20 protein-coding genes are annotated in these 23,276 nt (G+C 38.2%); 9 read left to right on the forward strand and 11 right to left on the reverse strand.

The window, feature by feature from the left end; genetic code table 11:
- Positions 1–11: 11 nt before the first annotated feature.
- Entirely contained in the window at positions 12–980 is a 969-nt protein-coding gene (locus tag ABD005_RS02740; protein ID WP_343814676.1) for a class 1 fructose-bisphosphatase, read from the forward strand.
- Between the two features lie 97 nt (positions 981–1,077).
- Here ABD005_RS02740 and ABD005_RS02745 read toward each other — a convergent pair whose 3' ends face one another.
- Genes ABD005_RS02745 through ABD005_RS02760 form a run of 4 tightly spaced genes read right to left on the reverse strand, consistent with a single transcriptional unit; the run spans position 1,078 to position 5,445 of the window.
- Positions 1,078–3,480: an ABC transporter permease gene (locus ABD005_RS02745; protein ID WP_343814679.1), complete on the reverse strand. Its 2,403-nt coding sequence runs from the start codon at positions 3,478–3,480 to the stop codon at positions 1,078–1,080.
- Positions 3,481–3,482: 2 nt separating this feature from the next.
- Complete coding sequence (locus tag ABD005_RS02750; protein WP_343814682.1) at positions 3,483–4,217, reverse strand: ABC transporter ATP-binding protein; 735 nt, start codon at positions 4,215–4,217, stop codon at positions 3,483–3,485.
- A gap of 1 nt (position 4,218) precedes the next feature.
- Positions 4,219–5,004 (reverse strand): efflux RND transporter periplasmic adaptor subunit, encoded by a 786-nt coding sequence (locus ABD005_RS02755; RefSeq protein ID WP_343814685.1) that lies wholly within the window; start codon positions 5,002–5,004, stop codon positions 4,219–4,221.
- Positions 5,005–5,010: 6 nt separating this feature from the next.
- Positions 5,011–5,445, reverse strand: coding sequence for an efflux RND transporter periplasmic adaptor subunit (locus ABD005_RS02760; protein WP_343814688.1), 435 nt, complete (start codon positions 5,443–5,445; stop codon positions 5,011–5,013).
- A gap of 249 nt (positions 5,446–5,694) precedes the next feature.
- Here ABD005_RS02760 and ABD005_RS02765 point away from each other — a divergent pair, with 249 nt between their 5' ends.
- Both ABD005_RS02765 and ABD005_RS02770 read left to right on the forward strand, forming a co-directional pair.
- Entirely contained in the window at positions 5,695–6,249 is a 555-nt protein-coding gene (locus ABD005_RS02765) for a winged helix-turn-helix domain-containing protein (protein ID WP_343814691.1), read from the forward strand.
- Positions 6,250–6,392: 143 nt separating this feature from the next.
- Positions 6,393–7,313, forward strand: a complete 921-nt coding sequence (locus ABD005_RS02770) for a manganese-dependent inorganic pyrophosphatase (RefSeq protein ID WP_343814694.1) — start codon at positions 6,393–6,395, stop codon at positions 7,311–7,313.
- An 80-nt stretch (positions 7,314–7,393) separates the two neighbouring features.
- Here ABD005_RS02770 and ABD005_RS02775 read toward each other — a convergent pair whose 3' ends face one another.
- The 3 genes from ABD005_RS02775 to ABD005_RS02785 all read right to left on the reverse strand — a co-directional run bounded on the left by ABD005_RS02775 (position 7,394) and on the right by ABD005_RS02785 (position 12,747).
- Positions 7,394–7,603: a DUF3565 domain-containing protein gene (locus ABD005_RS02775; RefSeq protein ID WP_215978346.1), complete on the reverse strand. Its 210-nt coding sequence runs from the start codon at positions 7,601–7,603 to the stop codon at positions 7,394–7,396.
- Positions 7,604–7,617: 14 nt separating this feature from the next.
- Positions 7,618–9,141: an FG-GAP repeat domain-containing protein gene (locus tag ABD005_RS02780; RefSeq protein WP_343814699.1), complete on the reverse strand. Its 1,524-nt coding sequence runs from the start codon at positions 9,139–9,141 to the stop codon at positions 7,618–7,620.
- A 135-nt stretch (positions 9,142–9,276) separates the two neighbouring features.
- Positions 9,277–12,747 (reverse strand): hybrid sensor histidine kinase/response regulator, encoded by a 3,471-nt coding sequence (locus ABD005_RS02785; RefSeq protein ID WP_343814702.1) that lies wholly within the window; start codon positions 12,745–12,747, stop codon positions 9,277–9,279.
- 168 nt (positions 12,748–12,915) lie between these two features.
- Here ABD005_RS02785 and ABD005_RS02790 point away from each other — a divergent pair, with 168 nt between their 5' ends.
- From ABD005_RS02790 to ABD005_RS02810, 5 genes are all read left to right on the forward strand, one after another.
- Positions 12,916–15,108, forward strand: coding sequence for a TonB-dependent receptor (locus ABD005_RS02790; RefSeq protein ID WP_343814705.1), 2,193 nt, complete (start codon positions 12,916–12,918; stop codon positions 15,106–15,108).
- Between the two features lie 89 nt (positions 15,109–15,197).
- Positions 15,198–15,464: a hypothetical protein gene (locus tag ABD005_RS02795; RefSeq protein ID WP_343814708.1), complete on the forward strand. Its 267-nt coding sequence runs from the start codon at positions 15,198–15,200 to the stop codon at positions 15,462–15,464.
- Positions 15,464–16,231, forward strand: a complete 768-nt coding sequence (pnuC, locus tag ABD005_RS02800; RefSeq protein ID WP_343814711.1) for a nicotinamide riboside transporter PnuC — start codon at positions 15,464–15,466, stop codon at positions 16,229–16,231. Before ABD005_RS02795 ends, pnuC begins: the two co-directional genes overlap by 1 nt.
- Positions 16,212–17,168 carry a phosphotransferase gene (locus ABD005_RS02805; protein WP_343814714.1) on the forward strand — a complete coding sequence of 319 codons (957 nt, stop codon included), beginning with the start codon at positions 16,212–16,214 and terminating at the stop codon, positions 17,166–17,168. Before pnuC ends, ABD005_RS02805 begins: the two co-directional genes overlap by 20 nt.
- Positions 17,169–17,291: 123 nt before the next feature.
- Positions 17,292–17,522 carry a glutaredoxin family protein gene (locus ABD005_RS02810; protein ID WP_343814717.1) on the forward strand — a complete coding sequence of 77 codons (231 nt, stop codon included), beginning with the start codon at positions 17,292–17,294 and terminating at the stop codon, positions 17,520–17,522.
- Between the two features lie 55 nt (positions 17,523–17,577).
- Here the strand turns inward: ABD005_RS02810 and ABD005_RS02815 are convergent, their stop codons facing one another.
- The 4 genes from ABD005_RS02815 to ABD005_RS02830 all read right to left on the reverse strand — a co-directional run bounded on the left by ABD005_RS02815 (position 17,578) and on the right by ABD005_RS02830 (position 20,882).
- Entirely contained in the window at positions 17,578–18,105 is a 528-nt protein-coding gene (locus ABD005_RS02815) for a hypothetical protein (RefSeq protein WP_343814720.1), read from the reverse strand.
- Positions 18,106–18,272: 167 nt separating this feature from the next.
- Positions 18,273–18,713 (reverse strand): hypothetical protein, encoded by a 441-nt coding sequence (locus tag ABD005_RS02820; RefSeq protein WP_343814723.1) that lies wholly within the window; start codon positions 18,711–18,713, stop codon positions 18,273–18,275.
- Positions 18,714–18,890: 177 nt separating this feature from the next.
- Positions 18,891–20,627: a sodium:solute symporter family protein gene (locus ABD005_RS02825; RefSeq protein WP_215978779.1), complete on the reverse strand. Its 1,737-nt coding sequence runs from the start codon at positions 20,625–20,627 to the stop codon at positions 18,891–18,893.
- A 3-nt stretch (positions 20,628–20,630) separates the two neighbouring features.
- Entirely contained in the window at positions 20,631–20,882 is a 252-nt protein-coding gene (locus ABD005_RS02830) for a DUF4212 domain-containing protein (protein WP_215978778.1), read from the reverse strand.
- Positions 20,883–21,392: 510 nt separating this feature from the next.
- On the opposite strand from ABD005_RS02830, the gene ABD005_RS02835 reads away from it, so the two are divergent.
- A complete protein-coding gene (locus ABD005_RS02835) occupies positions 21,393–23,246 on the forward strand; it encodes a putative nucleotidyltransferase substrate binding domain-containing protein (protein ID WP_343814728.1) in 1,854 nt (617 codons plus the stop codon).
- The last annotated feature ends 30 nt before the right edge of the window (positions 23,247–23,276 follow it).

Consider the following 23,276-nt stretch of genomic DNA (forward strand, 5'->3'; position numbering starts at 1 on the left):
TAGGTAACCCAATGCAACGACTAGCCCCAGCTTTACGCCAAGATAATGTTCCACTGGATTTAATATCATTAATTAAAACCATTTTAGCCGCGACTAAAGAGATCTCATTTCGTGTTAGCCAAGCACACTTAGGTGGCTTAATGGGTTCAACCTTAGATGAAAACATTCAAGGTGAAATTCAAAAAAAACTAGATGTAGTTGCCAACGAACTATTTAAAGATATTTTATTAGAGTCTGGCTTTGTTAAAGCCATTTCATCAGAAGAAGAAGATGATGCGGTAGCGGGCAATGAAGAAGGCAAGTTTATTGTTTCATTTGACCCACTTGATGGTAGCTCTAACATTGATATAAATTCACTTATCGGCACTATTTTTTCAATTCATGAAGCGCCTGCGGGTATTGAAGCCGGTGATAATGATATGTTCAAACTATCAGGCAACAAGCAAGTTTGTGCTGGCTACGTACTTTATGGCCCGTCAACCATGTTAGTTATGACCACAGGTAGCGGCACTCATTTTTATGTACTAGACCGCACTCATGGCGGCTATTTATTAGTAGAGCGCAATGTTCAGGTGCCTGCCGATACGCAAGAATTTGCTATTAACATGTCAAACCAACGCTTTTGGCAAGCGCCTATGCAAAACTACATTAATGACTTACTTGCGGGCGACACAGGTCCTCGTGGTAAAAACTTTAATATGCGCTGGATTGCCGCTATGGTTGGTGATATACACCGCGTATTATGCCGCGGCGGCCTTTTTACTTACCCTGCCGATAGCAAAAATCCTGAGCAACCCCATAAATTACGTTTAATGTATGAAGCAAACCCTATGGCATTCTTACTTGAACAAGCGGGTGGTTTGGCCATGACTAGTACCGGCCGTATTATGGATATTGAACCCGATAGCATTCATCAACGCGTTGAAGTGATCATGGGCTCTAAAAACGAAGTTGAAAAATGTTTGAGTTACTATCAGTAACCACTTCATTAAGTAGCATTTAAAAAGCAAAAAGCCTTACAACTGTAAGGCTTTTTTAATGTCTCCAATCTGCTAGTTTTTTAATAGTGAGCGATATTTATTCACTACGTAAAGCGCTAATAGGGTCGTTTGACAACACTTTTGATATAGGTATAAAGCTGACCAATAAAGATAACATCGCAAAACCTAGAGTGAGTGTGGCAACAATAAACCAATCTGGTGTAAATGACACGCTAGGTAGTGTTCTGCTATAGCCTAGCAGCATAAAGCTTAACGAGAAAGCAAACAGTAGGCTCATTAATACCGGTTGCATTAACTCCAGTAAGCTGTCCTTTAATAAGCGAGAGTTATCTGCCCCCATTGCTAGCTTAACCCCTAGGTCATAACGTCGAACTTGCACCATGTAATTGACAATACCATTAATACCAACACATACCATCAATAACGACACAACAGCCAAAACAATCGCAACCCACGCCGCGCTTAAGTGCTTTTGTCTTACTTGGGAAAATTTATACGCTAAGGTATCAGCACTCAAAATATCTAATCGACTATCTATTTTTGTCACTAGCGCTCTTATTCCATCAACAGTAAAGTTATTATTATCTGCTGTTACTAGGTATGAATAATTACGCTCACCGTTATATTTAGCGGGTATATAAGCCTTTATATATTCAAGAGAGTCATTACCAGGGAAAGAAATATTACTTGCCACCCCTTTTACCGTATAAAACTTTTTATTATCAAAACTAATTTTTTGCCCAATAATACCTTTAGTATCATCCGAGATTTTATCAGCTAAACGCTGGTTAATAATTACTGGGTAGTTTTCTAATTCATCGTCTCCTGCAACAAAGCCGTTACCGATAATATCGAGCCCAAGCGAATCTAAGTAGCCTTTTGATATTCTTGGTCTCAATGCACTACCAAGGTAGTTTCCCTGTTCATTATAAACCAGATCATGGTTATGATTTAATGGAAATAATGACTCAGAAATAGCCTGTACATTAGTAACACTTTGCAACTTACTTAACTGTATTAGAAATGATTTATGATGGTTTATTCGTTCTGGGTTATCTTTAATTTGCGAGTAATCGATAACAACAGACCATTTATTCTCCGTTGTAATGCCATTACTTCGTAAAGCCTCAGAAAGAGTAAGCAACACTACATGACAGGTAGCCATCAAAACCAAAAATGAAAATGTGACTTGCAAACCAATCAATAAATGGCTGGTACCGGCACTCATTTGCTTACCAACACCTTTACCACTACTTTGTAAACTAGCCATTAAGTTCTTTTCATTAACCACCTTAAGTTCAAGTGCTGAATACAACAGTGCTATCAAAAAGGTTAACAACAAGGCAAATAGCACTGTATTGAGACTCAAACTTAAGCTATCTAAACGAGCAATAGCATTAGACGCCAATATTTGCACAATAGAAAAGCTAGCCCCTGTAAGGAGTAAAGCAATTAGTACCGCTAAGCCAATAACCACAAGGTTATGTTTAAGTGACTCTACAAATAGCTGTTTATTACTTGCGCCAAAAGCAAAGCTGATCGCAACACTTTTAATTTTAGCCACCGCCCTTGCTAGTTGCATACTAGACAAATTAATGAGTGCTATCGCCATTAGCAGTAAAACACCTACCGACAGCATTAAAATAATAAGCGTACTATCACCTTGAATCGCTTGACGAAACTCTATAATAGATGCCGTTGGAATGTAGTCTTTTAGCAACTCTGGTGTATGTAATTCAGCACCTTTTAAGGCAAGTTCATTTAACGATGTGGCTATTCCCTTTGGGTTAGCGCCTTCTTTAAGTCTGACCGCTGCCTTGAAGTTTCCCATGTAACAATTAATACAGCCCTTAACATCAAAAACTTCATCCATATCCAGTGGGATCCACACAGAATCATTAATGTTTTGATAATAAGGTAATACTAAATTGTCTGGTGCTATACCAATAACGGTGAAACGACGTTGATTAAGTTGTATTTTTTTACCAATAATATCTTGGTCACCTTGGTAGTGTGTTTGCCACGTACGGTAGCCCAACACAACTGAAGGCTGTTTATTGCCAACTGCTTCATTTTGATTAAATAAACGCCCTAAAACTGGCTTTACACCAAGGACTTCAAATAAGTTATCAGACCCTAATAATACTTTAATTGTCGGTCTTTCATGTATGTCATATAACTTATAATCGGTCCATTCATGATAGACAGCAAATTCACTAAAAATATCATTATTTGCTTTAATATAATTGGTAACATGAATATTGGTGACCCCTGAGAACTCACTCTGCTCTGTTTTCAAGCCACCTTGTAAAACATACAAGTTTTCTGCACTATTGTATGGTAGAGGCGCAAAAAAAACTAAATCGACCAAACTGAAAACAGTTAACACCATAGATAGTGTTATAGCCAGCGTGAATACGGTTGTTAAATAATATTGCTTCGCCCTTTTGAAGGTGCGTATTGCTAATTGCATAACCATTATTAGTCAACCTCTACCGATGTATGAAGGTTTTGACTTCCTTCACTAGCACTCTTAACACCGTCACTAACAATCATGCCATCACTTAACTGTATATTACGGTGTGCCATACCTGCATATCGCGGATCATGTGTTACTAAAACTATCGTTGTCCCTTGTTGGTTCAATGCTTGTAACAATTCCATTACTGCATCACCATTTTTAGAATCTAGATTACCAGTAGGCTCATCGACAAGCATAATTCCTGAATCTCCCGCCAATGCTCTAGCAATAGATACACGCTGCTGCTGCCCCCCTGATAGTTGGTTAGGGAATAAATCACCTTTATCAGCCAAACCTACTTTCTGTAAACACGCTTTTGCACGTGCTTGACGTACTTCAAAACTGTCACCGCGGTACTTTAAAGGCAATGCGATATTTTCGAGTACTGTTAGTTCATCAATTAAATTAAATGACTGAAAAACAAAACCAATACGGTCTCCGCGAATTTGGGCTCGTTGACTACTATTCATATTAGCAACTTGAATACCATCCACTAAATACTCGCCACTATCAGGAGTATCTAAAATTCCCATAATATTAAGTAAGGTAGACTTTCCACAACCTGAAGGGCCTGAGATAGAAACAAACTCCCCCTCATAAATTGAAAAATCAACGCCTTTTAAAACCTGCACCTCTTGCGCACCTGAGTTAAATGACTTCGTTAAATTGGTAACTTTTAATACTTGATTCTTCATGTTAACTGCCTAATTTTACTTGTTGAGTTTCAGGGTCAATATCAAGTTGTGAACTGATAATTTTATCACCTGCTTTTAATCCTGAAAGCACCTGAATCAGTTGTCCAGACACCTTACCAAATGTCACTTCTACACGGGTGGCGATATCATCTTCAGTTAGTTTAAATAAACGCGCACTGCTATGCTCGCTAATACCTGTAGGAGTTTTAATGTAATGAACACCTTTTTGTACTTGCGCTAAAATAGTTGCATCAACTAATTGCATCGGTTTTACCCCGACATAAACCCCTTCATTAAGTTGAATATCAACTTGAACGGCACCTTCATTAATAACAGGGTCGACACGTACCACATAACCTAAAATCTGCCCGTTAACCGTATTAATTTTAGCCTTCATGCCTGCGGCAACTATATGCGCTTGCATTTGCGGCACCTTAATTTCAGCAATCAGCGGCGATAAGCTACCAATAAGTGCCAACTCTGTGCCAGCAGAAACACTCTGCCCTAAATGAAGTGAACTACGCTGAATAACCCCTTTCATACCAGCTTTAACAGAAAGTTGCTCAACCATTTGCTTCGCTACTTCAAACTCTTCTTGTGCCTGATTAATCAAATCGTCCTGAATAAGTAATGCCTCGCGGTGTACATCAGCAATTTTGGCTAATTTATGCTTTTCTAATTGCACCTGTTTATTAAGCTGTTTTGCATGAAGTTCATTACGCTTGGCATGAATGCCCGAAATAATCCCTGATTTTGCTAAGGTTCGCTCAGCGTCAACTTGTAACATAGCTATTTATTCTTGTGCTTCAAGCTCAGACAACGTTGACTCGTTATTTAGCACTTCTCTTTGTTGATGCAATAAGGTTTGTCGTTTTTGAGTTTTACTGTTTTGCAGCTTAGCCAAGGCTTGTCGTAAGTCAGCTTCAAGGCTTGGATTTTTCAAGGTCATAATAATGGTGTCTTCATTCACAATAGCACCTGGTTTAAGTTTTATTTCATCAACCAAAGCATTACTTGTCGCTGTTAATAAACGCTTGTTTAACGATTGTAACGTGCCATAACCTTCGACTTTTATTGAAAAGTCACCTGACTCTACTTGGGTAATAGTTACTGAGTTCTTGTCAATATAAGGCATAGTATTTGAGTAACCTAAATACCATCCTGTTAATAACATCAATACACATATAACGATTAAACTTCGATAGATAATTTTTATCTTATTTTTCATGTTTACTACTTTTAAGTGGTATCTTTATCAGCGATAAAGGATTTACGAATAACTGCTGTGGAAGGTAAAGGTTATCTCTATTGATAACAACAAATCAGCCTGAACTTATTGAATACTTTAACGTAACCAAAGCGTAACCTTCTTTATTATCAAAAGGTTAACAATAAAAGACAATAGGGTTCTCAATGGTTTACAGTTTAGCAACATGTTAAGCTATATAGAGATAAATGTGTAGAAAGAGAGTATGAAGTGATAAATATTGGCAGTTACGTTCTTGACCAAGAAGAAATGACATTAAGCCGGGATGGCAATAGTGTAAAACTCGAACCTAAAGTATTGGCTGTTTTAATGTACTTTTATCAGAATGAAAACCGCTATATTTCGATGGCTGAATTGCACGAAAAGGTTTGGCATGATCGCTGCGTTTCAGATGCAGCAGTTCGTCGAGTTATAGGCAAATTGCGCTTGTTATTTAATGATGATCATAAGGCACCTAATTACATTCAATCATTACCTCGACGCGGTTATAAATTAATTTGTAAAACATCTTATGTAGTTAGTAATAACCTTAACGATACTGCTATCAAAAAAACAGTCAATGCCTCTATACCTCACCAAAAAATCGACAGCCGCACAGAAAACAATAGTAGGCATAATTACATTAAAACCTCCCCGTCTCGTACAACTTGGCTCGAAAAAACATTCTCCTGGGGCAATAAAACCTTAATCACCTTACTTGTAACTATACTTGGTTTATTATTTATTGGACCATTGGCTTACCGTATTAGTACATTAGTTTCTTAAGTCGCTTGCTAACCTCTGCATATTAACAACAATTTACACAAGAATTGTCACGCTTAGAAACTTGTATAAATTCCAGACTAAAGTCCATACCCAAACAAAACATAGTTTGCTAGAATAGCGCCAAATTAAAGGAGAGCACTTTTATGCCAAATTATGTTGTGGGTCATAAGATCCCTGATTCAGATTCAATCTGTTCAGCTATCGCGTTATCATATTTAAAAACCACTTTAGGTGAGGAAACGCTTCCTGCACGTTTAGGTGAGTTAACCCCTGAAACACTGTTTATTCTTGATAAGTTTGGTTTTGAGCAACCTATGCTTAAAACCAGCTATGCCGGCGACGGTGTTTATATTGTTGATCACAGCGATATTGAGCTCGCCCCTGATGACATCGATGAAGCAACCATTTTAGGTATTATTGATCACCATAAACTAGGTGATTTAACGACCTCTACTCCACTTGAAATTTGGGTGCGCCCTGTAGGTTGTACTAACACTATCATTAAAATGATGTATGACTTTCACGATGTGGAAATTCCTAAAAACATCGCTGGTGCTATGATGTGTGCTATTTTAAGCGACACGGTAATTTTCAAATCACCAACCTGTACTACCGCTGACATTAAGTGTGTTGAAGCCTTAGCTGAAATTGCTGGCATTGAAGATTACAAAGAACTTGGCATGGACATGTTTAAAGTTAAATCTGCTGTTGAAGGTACGCCAGTACGTGATTTAGTAAAGCGTGACTTTAAAGATTTCAACATGAACGGTAATAAAGTTGGCATTGGTCAATTAGAAGTTATCGACTTAAGTGTTTTCGACGATATTAAAGACGAGCTAGCTGCCGATATTGCCGCATTAAAAGCAGAAGGCGGTCGTCATAGCGTATTTTTATTATTAACTGACATCATGAAAGAAGGCTCTGAACTTTTAGTAGTTAGTGATGATGAAACCATTGCTGAACAGGCTTTTGACGTTAAATTAAACAACGGCAGAGCTTGGTTAGACGGCGTACTTAGCCGTAAAAAGCAAGTTGTGCCACCACTACAAGACGTATTTTTATAAGTCTATGTATCAGCCATAAAATTTTGAGTTAAGCGTAATTCAAAACCAAGCCAATGCTCACGCATTGGCTTTTTTATTGGTTACTCGTCAAAATCTCTTATCGCCCCTTGGTCGCACTTTTTACACGACAACTCATAACCTAACATCGCTTCTCGACCCGCTAAGGTCACTACCCAAGGCCTATTAATAAACGGCGGCTTGTGCCTAACATGTTGAAAGTGTCCACAGGCTAGTCGGGCTACCCAGTCACATTCTTCATCTTGGTGATAATCAATTATTTTTTGCTGCATGTGCCGATGTTACTTTATTGCGCAAGTAGTATTTTAAACTTGCTTTTGCTGTCTTTGCCGTCTAAGTTGGAAAAGTTCATTAGCAAATCTTCTTTACCATCATTATTTAGGTCGGTAACACTCACCAAATTACCGTCTTTAGGTAATAATGTTTCAAAAGAACGACTACGTTTTGCAAAGGATTTTTTACCTGCTTGGCCACGATAAATCAGTAATTCATCGTCATCCTCCGACAAAATAAGTTCTTTAAGACCATCGCCAGTAATATCAGCTAATTGAACAATCGCACTACCGCTTTGCCCAGAGGTTAAGCTAAAATTCAACTCTACTTCTTTGCTAATATTAGGTTTTTCTTCATAGTTATCACTGGCATTCATTTTAAAAATATAAACATCTTGATCAATACTACCTGCCACTAAAGCACCGATAATTTGTGATAAGCCAATATCAAAACCCGATAAGAGTACTTCAAGCTTTTTGTCGTTATCAATATCAATAAACTGTAGCCCTGTTAAAGTGCCCTCAGCACGAATAACACTATTAGCGCTCGTAGAAAAAATTAATTCGTCTTGCTGCTTTTTACCTAAATAAATTTCATAATCGTTAACGCGATCAAGTACCCCTGAGGCTTTAGTGTATCGTACGACCATATCAGTAATACCATCAGCATTAACATCACGTAATTCGTCTAACTTTCGGTAAACTAAGTTACTTTGATCAAGCTGTTCACCACTGTCATCTTTTTTGGTCCACCATTCATAACCACTGATGGTGTCATTAACATTAATAATGGTTGGCAAGAGCGAGAACTGGCCATTATTAAGCTGCGTATAAATAAAAATTTCACCGTCGCCAACTTGAGCGATATCTGTTTTTTTATCAAAATTGACATCACTAAAATAGAGCTTTATTGGCGAATAGTTAGCTCCCATACCGTTAATCGTTACTCGTGGTTTAATGGATAACGACTGTTTAGTAAATTGATTGTCAGCTGCACCTAGCAGTAACAGTGTTTCTTTAAAGTCAGTTACAATGATGTCTTCAAATTCATCATCATTTAAGTCTTGAACAAAGTTGCCGCGCTGTATAAATTCAGCCTCACTTTGTAAATAAATAGAGCTGTATTGTGTTAGCGGTAAAAATTGTCCAGCTTGATAACGATACAAGGCATTAGCTGAAGTAAAATAAAGGTTTTGCTGCTTTTTCCCCGCTAAGGTTTGTTGGGTTTCACTTAAATCAAAATGGTGAAATTTCTTAGGAAGAATGGCCTTTTCTTTCACTTCGTATTGTTTACTTACGCCATTGTAAGCATAAATCATCAACCAACGATTTTTATGTTCATCTATTGAAAAGGTTACTAACTCTTTCCCTTCACTAATTAATAAATCTGCTGCAATAACACTTTGAATTAAAGGGTAAGGTGTAGCTATGGTCATTTCATTGAAATGGTCGTCTTTGTCTGCTGCTTGCACAGTAAAAGCGGTGATGATGGCTAAACTAGCTAAAGTAAAAAATTTACGGTAATGAAATAACGGCATGAACTCTCTTTCCTTTGATAATAATGCTGCCCTAATACTGACAGAAAAACAGTAACATAGTTCAAAAAAATCGTTACTAAAGCACTTTTAACTCCCGCTGAAATCACGCACTTTGAATGGTTACGGGTATAAACCCTAACTATACCCCACATAATCTGCTTGTAGTTTTTTCGCTAACATTGCACTCATCATAGCGCGCAGCGCTGCAGGTTTTACTAACTTTCGCATATAACCCACTTCATAACTTTTTGCTTTATCTTCAATACCTTCTTCGGTTGTCGCAGTAATAAGAATAGCCGGTAACGAATGGTGACATTGGCTGCGCATATCTTTAATTAGCGTTAGGCCATCGTCTTGTTGACCCGTTAACTTGCCTTCACTAAAACCTAATTGATAGTCGACCAGTAAAATATCTATTTCATTCATGTGATTAGCAAATTCTTGCAAGGCACTTTCACGAGAATCCGCAGCAAGAATATTACATTGCCACGCAGACAATAGTTCAACCATGCCGCTTAATACATCGGGATCATTATCAATACAAAGTACCGTAATATCTTTCAGCGCCACATTAAATATCGGGTTATTAACCGGTATAGGATTAATCACAGCTTGAGCTTGCTCAACATACACTGAAAACTTACATCCCTGCTGAGCTTTAGAGCGTAAGCTTAACGAGTGCCCCATTAAAAACGCTAAACTTTGTGTAATATTAAGCCCTAAACCTAAGCCACGACCTGATTGGTTATTCGCGCTATTTAATTGAGTAAATTGCTCAAAGACTACCCCTTGTTTATCAATAGGAATACCCGGTCCATTGTCGAGCACCTGAATAACCACTTGTTCGTTAAAAACACGTGCGCCCAATAATACTTTACCTGGGCTCGCATAACGAAAAGCATTACCCACTAAGTTTTGAATAATACGCCTAAGCAAGTGGCGGTCAGATTTAATCCAGGCCTGAGTTGGTACTAAACGAAACTCAACTGATTGCTCAATAGCCAGCGCTGAAAATTCTTGCGCTAATTCGTCAAAAAGCTCATTTAACGGGAACGCTTTCATTTGCGGTTTAATATTCCCGCTTTCTAAACGGGCTATTTCAGCTAAATCGGCCAGTAAGTCATTCGCAGCCTTTAATGAGCGGTCAATATTACTCACTTGTCGTTGTTGTTCGCTCGTTAAACTACTTTGCTCACCAAGTGCTGAAGTGAATAACCGAGCTGCTTCAAGTGGCTGCATTAAATCATGACTACAGGCTTTTAAATATTGGCTTTTCTTTAAATGAGCTTGTTCTGCTTTTTCATGGGCTTTTGCCAGTGCTTCATTGGTTTTTGCTAGTGTTAAAGTACGCTCGTAAACTCGTGTTTCTAAATCTAAATTGGCCTCTTTTAACACCTGTTCGGCTTGACGGTAGGCGGTAATATCTGAAAAAAGCATAACAAAACCACCACCAGGTAACGGGTTACCTTCAATTCGAATGGTTAAACCATTGGCTTGCTGTCTTTCAGAGCTGTGCGGACTGCCTTTACGTAAAAAGTCTAAGCGTCTGTTTACTTGCGACTCAATATCACCAGAGCCACATAAACCTCGTTGAATGTTATGACGAATCAGTGCTGATACAGGGCTACCGACATAAATAAGCTCGGCGGGGTAATCAAATAAGTCGAGGTATTTTTTATTCCATGCTACTAAGCATAGTTTTTCATCTACTATCGAAATGCCCTCACTAGCGTTTTCAATCGCACTTTGCAGTAAATTTTGCGAAAAAACCTGACGTTGGCTTGAGGCTTCTTCCACTAAAACAGCTAATTCATCTAAAGCGATATCTCGACCATCTAGAGCCGATGACAATACTAACCGCGCAGATGATGACCCCATAACAGTCGCCAAGGTACTTTCCGTATGTTGCAGTAGCAACTGGTTATAGGTGACATTACCAAGTTGCTTTTTATCGTGAGATGATAAAAACAAACTAAAGTTAATTTTGGCTTTTTCTACCCCAACAAAACGCGAGGCTAGCAACTCTAGTTCTTTCACATCTAACTGACGTTTTTTTTCTACTTTTAATAAATGTGGTGATTTCCATTCTAAAAATAGTGAAGCTTGCACACGCTCTTGCACACTTTGTCGACTAATTTGTGATAGTGACCACATCACAATAATATTTGCTCCTAAACTAAATAAGGTAGCGGTTGTTTTGGCAGGAAAAAGACCTTCGGCAAACGGCAAACCATACAGTCCAAACTGCGGTAAAAAGTTTAGCGTTAACCATAAGATGAAACCAACTAAAATACCGCCATACACACCAACAAGAGTGGCTCGTCGCCAATAAAACGCTGCAATTAATGCCGGAGTAAGTTGGGCAAATGCACCAAAAGCAACTTCACCTAACGAAGACAGTGTATCTGGAGAGGCCATAATAAATACGCTATAGCCGAGTAAAATTACCAGTAACGCTAAAAATTTACGTATATTTAATAAGCGTTTTCTAAACTGGTCATAATCTGTTTGCGCCACTTTTTGACGACGATACAATAAAGGAAAAACAATTTCGTTACTGAGCATAGTGCTTAACGCAATAGAAGAAATAATCACCATAGAACTCGCCGCCGATACCGCACCTAAAAAGGCAAATAAGGTCAACCACATTTGATCGCCAACACCCGGTAAAAACAGCACGTAAGTATCTGACGGAACAGTATCACCCAACAGCATTTGCCCAGCTAAACCTAGCGGTGCGGCAAAAAAGGCAAAAACTAATAAATACAGCGGAAAAACTCTGCGGCTCAACCAAGTATCTTTCTGATCTTTTAGCTCAACAATCATCACTTGGAACTGACGCGGTAATGATAAAAATGCCGCCATCACAATAATCAGCATGGCAAACATTGAGGTAACATTATCAACCGTGAATTGCTGATCGAGCAAAGCGCTGGCATTAGCGTCTTGCCATAGGGCTGTTGGAGAATCAAATAAAACAAAACAAACAAAAATACCTACCGCTAAAAACGCAATTAACTTAACCAAAGATTCAAAAGCAATGGCAAGCATTACCCCAGGATGGCGCTCTGTTACATCAATATGTCTAATACCAAAAAGTACCGTAAATACCGCCAGCATTAAACTCACCACTAAGCCAATGTGCCAGCTACTTAAGCTTTGCTCTATTTGCAGTTGTTGAAACGAGTAAACCATGGCTTTAAGTTGCAGAGCGATATAAGGCATAGTGCCAACTAAAGCCACTAAGGTAACTAGTATGGCTAGATTATGTGACTTACCAAAACGCGCAGCTAGTAAGTCGGCAATAGAGGTTAAATGCAGTTTTAAACTGACCCGAATGATGCGCTGTATAAACGGCCACGCAAAAACAAACAGTAAAATAGGACCTAAATAAATAGGGATATGAGAGAGTAAATTAGTTGAGGCTTGCCCGGTAGTGCCTAAAAAACTCCAAGAAGTACAATAAACACCAAGGGTTAGCGCATAAAGGATGCTTTGGCTTTTTTTAGCTAATTGATGACGGTATTTATCTCCCAAAAAAGCAATTAAAAACAATAAGCCGATATAAGCCAAGCTTAACAACACCAATTGCCAATTAGGAAACATAATTACTCGCTAAATAAATAATAAAAATACGCTATGAATATACCTAAGCTATTTAACAATAAAAAGATTATCTGATTATTATTTGTTAGAATAATAACTCTATTCGGGCTAGCCTTGAAAAATTATTAGCCTGTTTTAATACTATTTTGATACAACTAATGAGTTTTTATGACTTTTACCCGTTCAATTACCGCGTTAGCCGTTGCCACTAGCTTATATAGTGCTTTTACTTTCAATGCCTTAGCTAATGATACGTTAGCACAAAAAGATGACATTGAAACCATTACCGTTAAGAGTGACTTTCGCCAGCAAAGTTTACAAAAAACACCTACCTCTTTATCAATATTAACTGATACTGATATTAAGCAGCGTAACGCTCAGCATTTAGAAGAGTTAATTGCTGTAACGCCCAACGTTAATTTTGCCAGTGGCTCACAGCGTGCGCGTTACTATCAAATTCGCGGCATTGGCGAGCGTAGTCAATTTCAAGAGCCCATTAACCCTTCGGTTGGCGTAATTATTGATGAAGTCGATTTTACCGGTATCGGTAGCGTTGCTTCATTATTTGATGTTAGCCAAGCAGAAGTGTTTCGTGGTCCACAAGGAACCCGATTTGGTGCTAATGCCTTAGCTGGTATAATAAACATCACCACCAATGCGCCTACTGAAGACTTTGAAGGTAGCATGCAATTTGATGTGGGCAACTATAATAGCTACGGCTTAGGCGTTGCATTATCAGGGCCTGCTAGTGATGCTGTAAACTACCGTTTAGCCGTTAATAAATATGACAGCGATGGCTTTATTGAAAATACTCACCTTAATGTTAAAGATACAAATAATCGTGACGAATTTACCGCCCGCGCTAAACTAGCGATTGAAGCAAGTAATGACTTAACCATTGACTTAAGTGCATTTCACTTTGATTTTGATAATGGCTACGATGTATTTTCGTTAGACAACAACCGCAACACCCTTTCTGACGAACCAGGCTTTGACACCCAAAAAACCTCGGCGTTAGCAGCTAAATTCACCTATCAAGGTTTAGACACAGTCACTTTGGTCGGACTTATTAGCAGTGCAAATTCAGATTTAGCTTACGGCTACGATGAAGATTGGGCGTATGCCGGTATTTCAGACCCAGCGATTAATCCTGATATTAACCCCGACTTTGCCTACTGGGAGTTTAGCTCTACCGACCATTACTTCCGTGAAAAATCGGTTACGACCGCTGAATTACGTGTATTATCTAATAAGGGAGAAGAAATTTTTAATGGCAGTACTAGCTGGGTTGCTGGTGTTTTCTATAAGCAAGATAATGAAGATTTATCCCGTCAATATACGAGAAATGATAACAATAGCAAAAACTTTGATTTCACCTCAACCAATGAGCGTACCAATCTTGCTATCTATACTCAATTAGATACAAAACTAAGCAAACGTTGGACGCTAGTTTCTGGCTTACGCATTGAAAACTATCATGCTGATTATGGTAATTCAGATCAGTTTGATGACAACATTAACGATACTATGATTGGTGGTAAGTTAGTCCTTAGCCACCAAAGTACAGAAGATAGTCTTTGGTATGGCTCTATTAACCGTGGTTATAAAGCTGGTGGACATAATACTGATGGCTCTTTGCCTGAAGACCTACGCAGCTTTGACCCCGAATATTTAATGAACTATGAGCTTGGCTATAAAGTCACATTATTAGACAACAATGCTTACGTACGTACTGCACTTTTCTATATGGATCGTGAAGATATGCAGGTAAATAGCTCAAGAGTTACCAAGGAAGGCAACGGCACTTCGTTTGTTAGTTATTTAGGTAATGCCACTTCAGGTAGTAACTACGGCGCTGAAATCGAATCAGCTTGGACTATCAATAACTCTGTTAATGTTTATGGCTCACTAGGGTTACTTGAAACAGAATTTAATGAATTCACTGATGCAAACCAAAATTCACTTACCGGTGCTGAACAGTCACATGCACCTAGCTATCAATTTAATGTAGGTATTAACTATCAACCTACAGATGAGTGGTTATTTAATTTATCTGTTGATGGTAAAGATGAATTTTACTTCTCTGACACGCGCTATTTTGATTATGGCTATGACGGTAGCTTCGCAACCATTCCAGAAGAAGATATCAAATCTGAATCAGTGGTCTTACTCAATGCATCTGTTTCTTATATCCAGGATAACTGGCAAATTAAACTTTGGGGTCGTAACCTAACAGATGAAGAGTACGCAAACCGTGGTTTTTACTTTGATAATGATTCGCGTGACGGCTACACACCGAAAGCGCATACTCAGTTATCTGAGCCACTAGTATTTGGTGCAACGTTAAATTACCAATTTTAAACTTATCACTGGTTACTGATAGTGACCAATTTATTATGATGAACTCAGGGGAGTGTTTTCTCCCCTTAAAAAATTTTATAAGGTTAGTTATGAAAATATCAATCGAACTGAGTTTATACCCGTTAGCAGAAGAGCAGTATAAAACTGAAATCTGGGCGTTTATTAAACGGTTGCGTTTAGTTGAAGGGTTGAAAGTCGTCACTAATGGCATGAGTACGCAAGTTTTTGGTGATTACGACTTAGCGGTGAGCAATGTGATGGCTGAAATTAAGCATGTTCACCAAACAACAGGAGCTGCTGTGTTCGTCTGTAAGTTTATCAACGGCGATCGCTCGCATGTTGAAGCTGAAAGCTAATGTCTGAGTTACTCTCCCCCCCTACTACAAGCGTCAGTTCCGATTTTATTCACTCGATAATACCAGCAACAACAGACGCACTATTTAGCATTACAGGGCTTGAATGGCTTGCAATGCTGTTATCACTTGCCTATGTCTTACTGGCAGCAAGAGGTTCCCTCTGGTGCTGGCCGGCAGCCTTTATTAGCACTGCGTTATATACGTATATTTTCTATGAGTTTTTATTACTCATGGATAGCGCGCTAAATGCTTATTATTTAGTGATGGCTGTTTACGGTTTTTGGGTGTGGCGAGGCAATAACACAAAAAATAGTAAACTAGCCGTTGATAATGAAACGCTTCACGCAATAAAAAACCACTCGAAAAGCGAAGTTGAAGCTGAAGCTGAATCCAGCTTTACCGTTGTTTCATGGCAACTCAACTGGCACGTAAAAGCCTGCGCTATCTTAGCTTTAATTTCTGCAGGTTGGGGGTACATCATGGCAAATTATACTCCAGCTGATTTCCCATATTTAGATACCTTTACCACCGTTTATGCGGTATTCGCCACCTATTTAATCGCTCAAAAAGTACTAGAGAATTGGATTTACTGGATTGTCATTGATGTCATTTCAATTTACCTCTATCTGCAAAAAGCGTTATACCCAACGGCATTGCTATTTATTATTTTTACTGGTGTCGCTTTTTACGGTTATGCAAAATGGCGTAAATTATTCATAAATAAAAACGAGCAGCCTTTGAGTAATAATGATGGCTCATTTGCTTAAAAGTCTACAAGCGCTACCCTGCTTTACTCACATTAGTAAAGTTACTGACGTAAAGGGTGGCTATAGTAATCAATGCTTTCAAGTAACAACTAACGATCATGATTTTTTTGCTAAAAAAGTATCTAGTGAGTTATTGACTACTGAGGTCTATTTAAGCAAGGTTTTGGCTAAAGAGGGCTTAGCTCCTGCTATTATTTATCATGATCAACAGTGGGTTATCAGTGAGTTTATACAAGGTGATAACTTAACTGATTCCCATTTATCGCTACTTGATAAAATAGCGATAAGTATTGAGTTAATGGTGAAGTTTCATGGCTTACTTTCACATAACTTATCTCAAGCAAATGTTCCAACAGCTAGCCATACTGCGACTACTAAAAAAGCTATAAATAGCATACCCCCATTAAGTATTCCCAAGCATATTGAGCAATTACTAATTGCTGAGATTAGCCCGGACTTACGCGCAACTTTTCAAAAAATATCCGATCAGTTAGATTTATTAATTACGCCCGCTAGCCAAGGTTTTCAACAAGTTTATTGTCATAGTGATATTAATTTTAGCAATGTATTGCTTGACGCCAACCAGCGCTCGTGGCTCATTGATTTTGAGTATGCCTGTAAAGCGCCTGCTGAGTTTGATATTGCCATGTTAATTGCTATAAACAACCTACCATTGTCACTGCTAGAGCAGGTGATTTTTCAGTATCAGCAAAAAGCCAAACAACAAGGCTTTAATAAATTAAACAAAGACTTGTGCAATCGCTTTTTACTGCTCAGCTATTTTATTAATGGTTTGTGGTACTACAACAAAGCACTGCAAGCCCCATGCGCAACCAAAGAAACATTTACTAACCTTGCCAAAGCTCAATGGCAGCTATATAACCAGCTAAATGACACTTTAGCGTTAGCAACCCTAGCAGTCCCATTAACTTTATGAGATTAACGGCCTTAAATGACTAGCGTTCCACTTTATTTAAAAAGATCGAATCTATAATTCCGCTTTGTATTTTTTTGATAGTTCCGTAAAATAGCTATTTTAGCAGTTCTGTAAAGGTTAACGATGAAACGCATTGTTTTATATATTTCAGATAAATGTCCCCATTGCCGTGAAGCGCAAAAATATTTAGATAATAACGGCATAAAGTACCGACTTACCAATGCGAGAATGCAACGTGGCAGAAAAGAGCTTGACGCTATAGGCGCTCGTTCTGTACCAGCACTTAAAATTGGTAATGAAGTAATGATTGGCTGGGATCTAAAGCTGTTCAAGAAACTCTATGATGCAAATTAAGAAGTAAAATTTACAGTAAATATTTTTATAGATATTTTTTAGCGGCAACTTATTCTTAGCCTTCAGTATTCTCTGCTATCAACAAACTGAACGTTTTTACATCACAATAATTAAAACCATCACAACCTTTGATAATAAGTTTCAAACTTGCTAGGTCGGCATCCTTAAAAGGTTTACTACCTAGAAAATCACTCCCACTAAAACAAGATAACGTATTGTCATTAATTTCACATTGAACTTCAGCCACTGCATTAGGGCAAAGTGAAAAAGAGTCGCTACCACATTTAAGATCTACTATCTTATTATTGTCAGAATATGCTGCACCGTTAGCCGATAAATATAAATCTATTTTATACGATGCTGAGGTTGGGGATACCCACTGAACTTCAAAGCGAGCACCTTCTGTAACGGTAACCTGCTCTTCATCATAATAGTCTTTCCCATCAAATCTAACATTGTGAAAAATAAAACCTTCTGTGCCAGATATGGGATCATTAAGGTTGGTCTCATCATCACTACTACTACTTCCACCGCCACAAGCATTTAACATTAATAAACTAATGATTAATAAAATATACTTCATAAAAGAGCCCTATGATAAAATTAACAGTATAAAGATAAACTTGAGCAGCAATATATACCCAACAAAATGGATATACTAAACCCTTTTCAATAATGACTGTTAAGACGAAAAAACAAGTAGTTGGCTACAATTAAAACACTTATTGATGCAATGTACAAAATAACAAATTACTGTACTGTTTGAGTATAAAACTCTGAGATATATTGGCCGCCTTTAATATTAGCAATAAAACGCAGTTTATAACTTTCGCCTCTGTTGCTTATTAGTTCTCCTAATGGCGTACTGCTATACCAGTAATACGGGCTTTTCTTCATGCCTAACGGGTACGGTGTCATTTTATCACTTTTATCAACCAAAAAAAGCGTTGCTGTGTCTAGAGGAAAAGTTGAATTCACTTCAATAACACCGTCTTTATCAGCAAAGCTTACTTGAAATTCACCTGATGAAAGTATGCAACTTTGATTAATAACATCACAATGCCCCTCTGGAGATAGTTGAACTATTTTCTCATCATTAGCCTTTGCCTCTTCATAAAAATCAGCACCAATAAAACCAAAAATGGCGAGGAAAGGGGCAACCATAAAAGCAAGTTTTGTATGTTTATTCATAAGGCTATCTTCTTAATACGTAATGGAGTTAATCGTCGATTTGTCATCAGTGTGATAAATCACTCAAGTGACATAACTTGACTTAGTGCGTAGAGTTTAACAGAAAAGGCTAGGCGACTTTTTAAATATACTGTCGACTAGCCTTTTTATTTTTTACTTAGAGGTTACATGAGCTCTCTAGTGATCGTGTGCTGCGCTCACTTCACCTGGAACACGCATGTTATCTACCATATCTTGAATATGAGCTGGTGCTGGACCTGTCACTTTAAGTACGATAAATGCTACTGCAAAGTTAACCAATGCGCCAACTGCACCAAATGCATTAGGTGAAATACCGAAGAACCAATCTGGACCCATATCACCTAAGAATGAAGTACCTGGGATAAACATAATGCCTTTATGTTGGAATACGTAAAGCATAGTTACACCGATACCTGAACACATACCCCAAACGGCTGCTGTACCACTCATTTTCTTAGAGAAAATACCCATCATTAATGCCGGGAAGATACTTGATGCGGCTAAACCAAAGGCTAAGGCAACTGTACCGGCGGCAAATCCAGGCGGATTTAGCCCTAAGTAGCCTGAGATAATAATCGCGATTGTCATTACAATTCGACCGGCTAGCAACTCGTTTTTCTCTGACATGTCAGGGGTTAGTACACCTTTCATTAAATCGTGCGAAATAGAGGACGATATTGCCAACAATAAACCAGCGGCTGTTGACAATGCGGCCGCTAAGCCACCCGCTGCTACGAGAGCAATAACCCAGTTTGGTAAGTTAGCAATTGCAGGGTTAGCTAGTACCATAATATCACGGTCAACTTTCACCATTTCATTAGTTGTAGCATCTGCAGTGTACTGAATTTTACCATCGCCATTTTTATCTTCAAACTGTAATAAACCTGTTTGTTCCCAGTCTTTAAACCACTGTGGACGCTCAGAATACTCAAGATTTTGACCGGCTACAGGTTCAATCGTATTCATTAGGTTTAAACGTGCCATAGCACCAACTGCTGGAGCAACAGTATATAAAAGACCAATAAATACTAAAGCATAACCTGCAGAAGAACGTGCAGCTTGCACTGAAGGAACAGTAAAGAAGCGCATAATTACATGAGGAAGACCCGCTGTACCAATCATCAATGACATAGTATAAGCAAACATGTTTAACGTGCCGCCTAAATTATCTGTCGTGTATTCTTTAAAACCTAAATCAGTTACTACCATATCTAACTTATCAAGCAAGTAAACACCGCTGCCATCAGCTAATGTGCTACCTAAACCTAATTGTGGAATAGGGTTACCAGTAAGTTGTAATGAAATAAATACCGCTGGGATTGTATAAGCAAAAATCATAACAACGTATTGAGCGATTTGCGTATAAGTAATACCTTTCATGCCACCAAGTACTGCATATACCCAAACAACGAACATACCAATATATAAACCAAGCGCGTATTCAACTTCTAAGAAGCGAGAGAATGCAACACCTACGCCTTTCATTTGACCAATGATGTACGTTAATGACGCAATAATTAAACAAGCAACTGCAACAATACGAGCTGTTTTAGAGTAGTAACGGTCAGATATAAATTCAGGTACTGTAAACTTGCCGTGCTTACGCATGTATGGCGCTAACAGCATGGCTAATAATACATAACCACCGGTCCAGCCCATTAAGAATACTGAACCACCGTAACCTAAGAAAGCAATCAAACCTGCCATTGAAATGAATGACGCGGCACTCATCCAGTCAGCGCCAATCGCCATACCGTTTTGTAGTGGTGTAACGCCACCGCCCGCTACGTAGAAGTCACTAGTTGAGCCTGCTCGAGCCCACCAAGCAATAGCAAAATATAAGGCGAACGTGCCAAATACTGCAATATATGTATATAGTTTTAACTCATCCATCTTTTAGTCCTCTGCGTGATATTTTTTATCAAGCTTGTTCATTTTGGCACCGTACCAAAAAATCAAACCTAAAAATGAATAAATAGATCCTTGCTGTGCAAACCAAAAACCAAGTTTGTACCCACCTAGACGAAATTCATTTAATGGCTCAACAAGCAACAAACCTAAACCAAATGAAACTGCGAACCAGATTGCAAGACAGATAAAGATCAAGCGCAGATTTTCCTGCCAATATGCTTCTTTATTTTCTTCCACAATAGTCTCCTAGCGACGTAGCGTTATTATTAGCGTTTTATATTTTTATTTCGCTTTTTTACGCTTAACTTAAAGTTGTAATAATTTTTTAGTGAAAGTATCGCTATAGATTACTGTCACTAATACCTAAATAATTGATCCATATTTTATCGTAAATATAAGTCATCGTTTTAAGTAACAGTGGCAAAAATCCATACTCAACTTTTACTGTTAATTAATCTAACAAGCTTTTTTTTTACGGGGTATTAGCCTTTAGTCTAGTTCGTTAAAAAACAGCAGTTTACCGAAAAAAAATAGAGTAAAAGTTCTATTTATTATCAGTCTCTGTAGTATTATAAAAAATGATAAATAGCATAAGTTAACGTTAGATTTTTCTTGAAATAAAAACAGTGAATCAAACGTCTCACACTTTAGTCTAGGTTTAGGTAATAACACTTGTTTATATGCGCGCAAGGTCATAAATTACCACTAACATCTAAAACAGCTCACTCGCAAGCTAGGTTGGACATCATGGACACTGAACTTTCAGAAATTAGCGCTTTCATTCAAAGCATTCCTCCCTTTGATAGCTTGCCTAAACAAGTATTGGCGCACTTAGTACGCGAGTTAAATATTAACTATGTACGTAAGGGTGACTTTTTACCCCCGAAAGGCATTAATGAACCTAGACTCTATATCCTCAGAAAAGGGGCCGTTAGTTGCTTATCTAGTAATGGTGAATTAATTAACCGCTTGGGTGAAAGTGATTTATGTGATGCTTTTTATCATGCAGAAAAAAACACTAACGTTGATGCACAACAAGTACAAACCGATGAAGACTGTTTAATTTATAGTGTCAATGTTGAAGTACTCACAGCCATTGGTGAACGCTTCCCTAGTATTAGCGATTTTTTCAGCCAAAACTCCGCTCAGCGCTTAAAAACTCAAATGACTAAGGTAAATGAAGAAGCAATTTTATCTTCAACCTTAATGAATACCTCAGTAAGTAATTTTTACCATAGCCCCGTTGCTAGTATTTGTGCGAGTAAGAGCATTCAAGAAACCGCTATTCAAATGAATGAGCAAGGTTACTCATGCTTAGTTGTTGTCAAAGATGGCATACCTGCAGGTATAGTGACTGATAAAGATATTCGCCGACGCTGTGTTGCTAAAGGGCTTGCCATTAGTGAGCCTATCAGTGCAATTATGACTGAGAATATGAGCACGATAGATATTAAAAACAATGCCTACGATGCACTAATGACGATGACAGCTAAACATATTCATCATTTACCCGTTACAAAACAAGGTAACTTAGTGGGAATGGTGACGGTCACTGATTTAATTAATAATGAAGGTCATAATGCGATTAACCTATCAAGCATAATTCATAAAGCCAATAGCATTGATGAGCTTAAACAAATCAGTTTATTACTCCCTAAGCTACAAATTCGTCTAGCCAAACTAGGCAGTAGTGCAGATCATGTCGGAAAAAGTGTTAGTGCCATTACTATGGCATTTACCAAACGCCTCATTGAAATGGCTGAAAGTAAATATGGCTCAGCACCAGTACCTTATGCATGGCTTGCTGCAGGTTCGCAAGCAAGGCAAGAGCAACTCGCGCATTCAGACCAAGATAATGCCATTATTATTTGCAACAGTATGAAACCATACGACGATGCTTGGTTTGAGCAACTAGCACATTTTGTCTGTGATGGTTTAGCCGAATGTGGCTTTATTTATTGCCCTGGTGATATTATGGCGACCAATCCTAAATGGCGTCAACCACAACAAGTTTGGCATAAATATTTTTCCGCCTGGGTTGATACTCCGAGTCCAAAAGCTCTATTAAACAGTAGCGTTTTTTTTGATTTAGAAACCATTTACGGTGATACCTCTTTATTACGTAGTGTACGTAAAAAGCTACTGACAAAAACCCAAAAAAATACCCTATTTATTGCTCATCTTTCTAAAAATGCATTAGCACTACGACCACCACTTGGCTTTTTCCGTGACTTTGTTTTAAAGCAAAGTGGTAAACACCGAGCAACCTTAGACTTAAAACACAACGGCATTGCCCCCGTCGTTGATTTAGCGAGAATTTATGCATTAGCAGAAGGAATTAGCGCGGTAAATACAATAGAACGAATTCAACAAGCAGCAGGAACCCCCTCTTTAACCAAAGCCTCCGCTGAAAATTTAATTGATGCTTACGAGTTTTTAGGGATGTTGCGCGTTGCACACCAAGCCAAAGCACTAGCAAAAGGCGAAAGTGCAGATAACTATTTATCGCCTAAAGAAATATCGAAACTTGAACGCCAACATTTAAAAGACGCATTCAAGGTGATTAAAACATTACAAGATGCACGTCAGTCAAATTACTAATGATAGTACTTACCTCACCTTTTTTAATGA

The organism is Colwellia asteriadis, assembly GCF_039523295.1.
Classification (GTDB): Bacteria; Pseudomonadota; Gammaproteobacteria; order Enterobacterales; family Alteromonadaceae; genus Colwellia; species Colwellia asteriadis.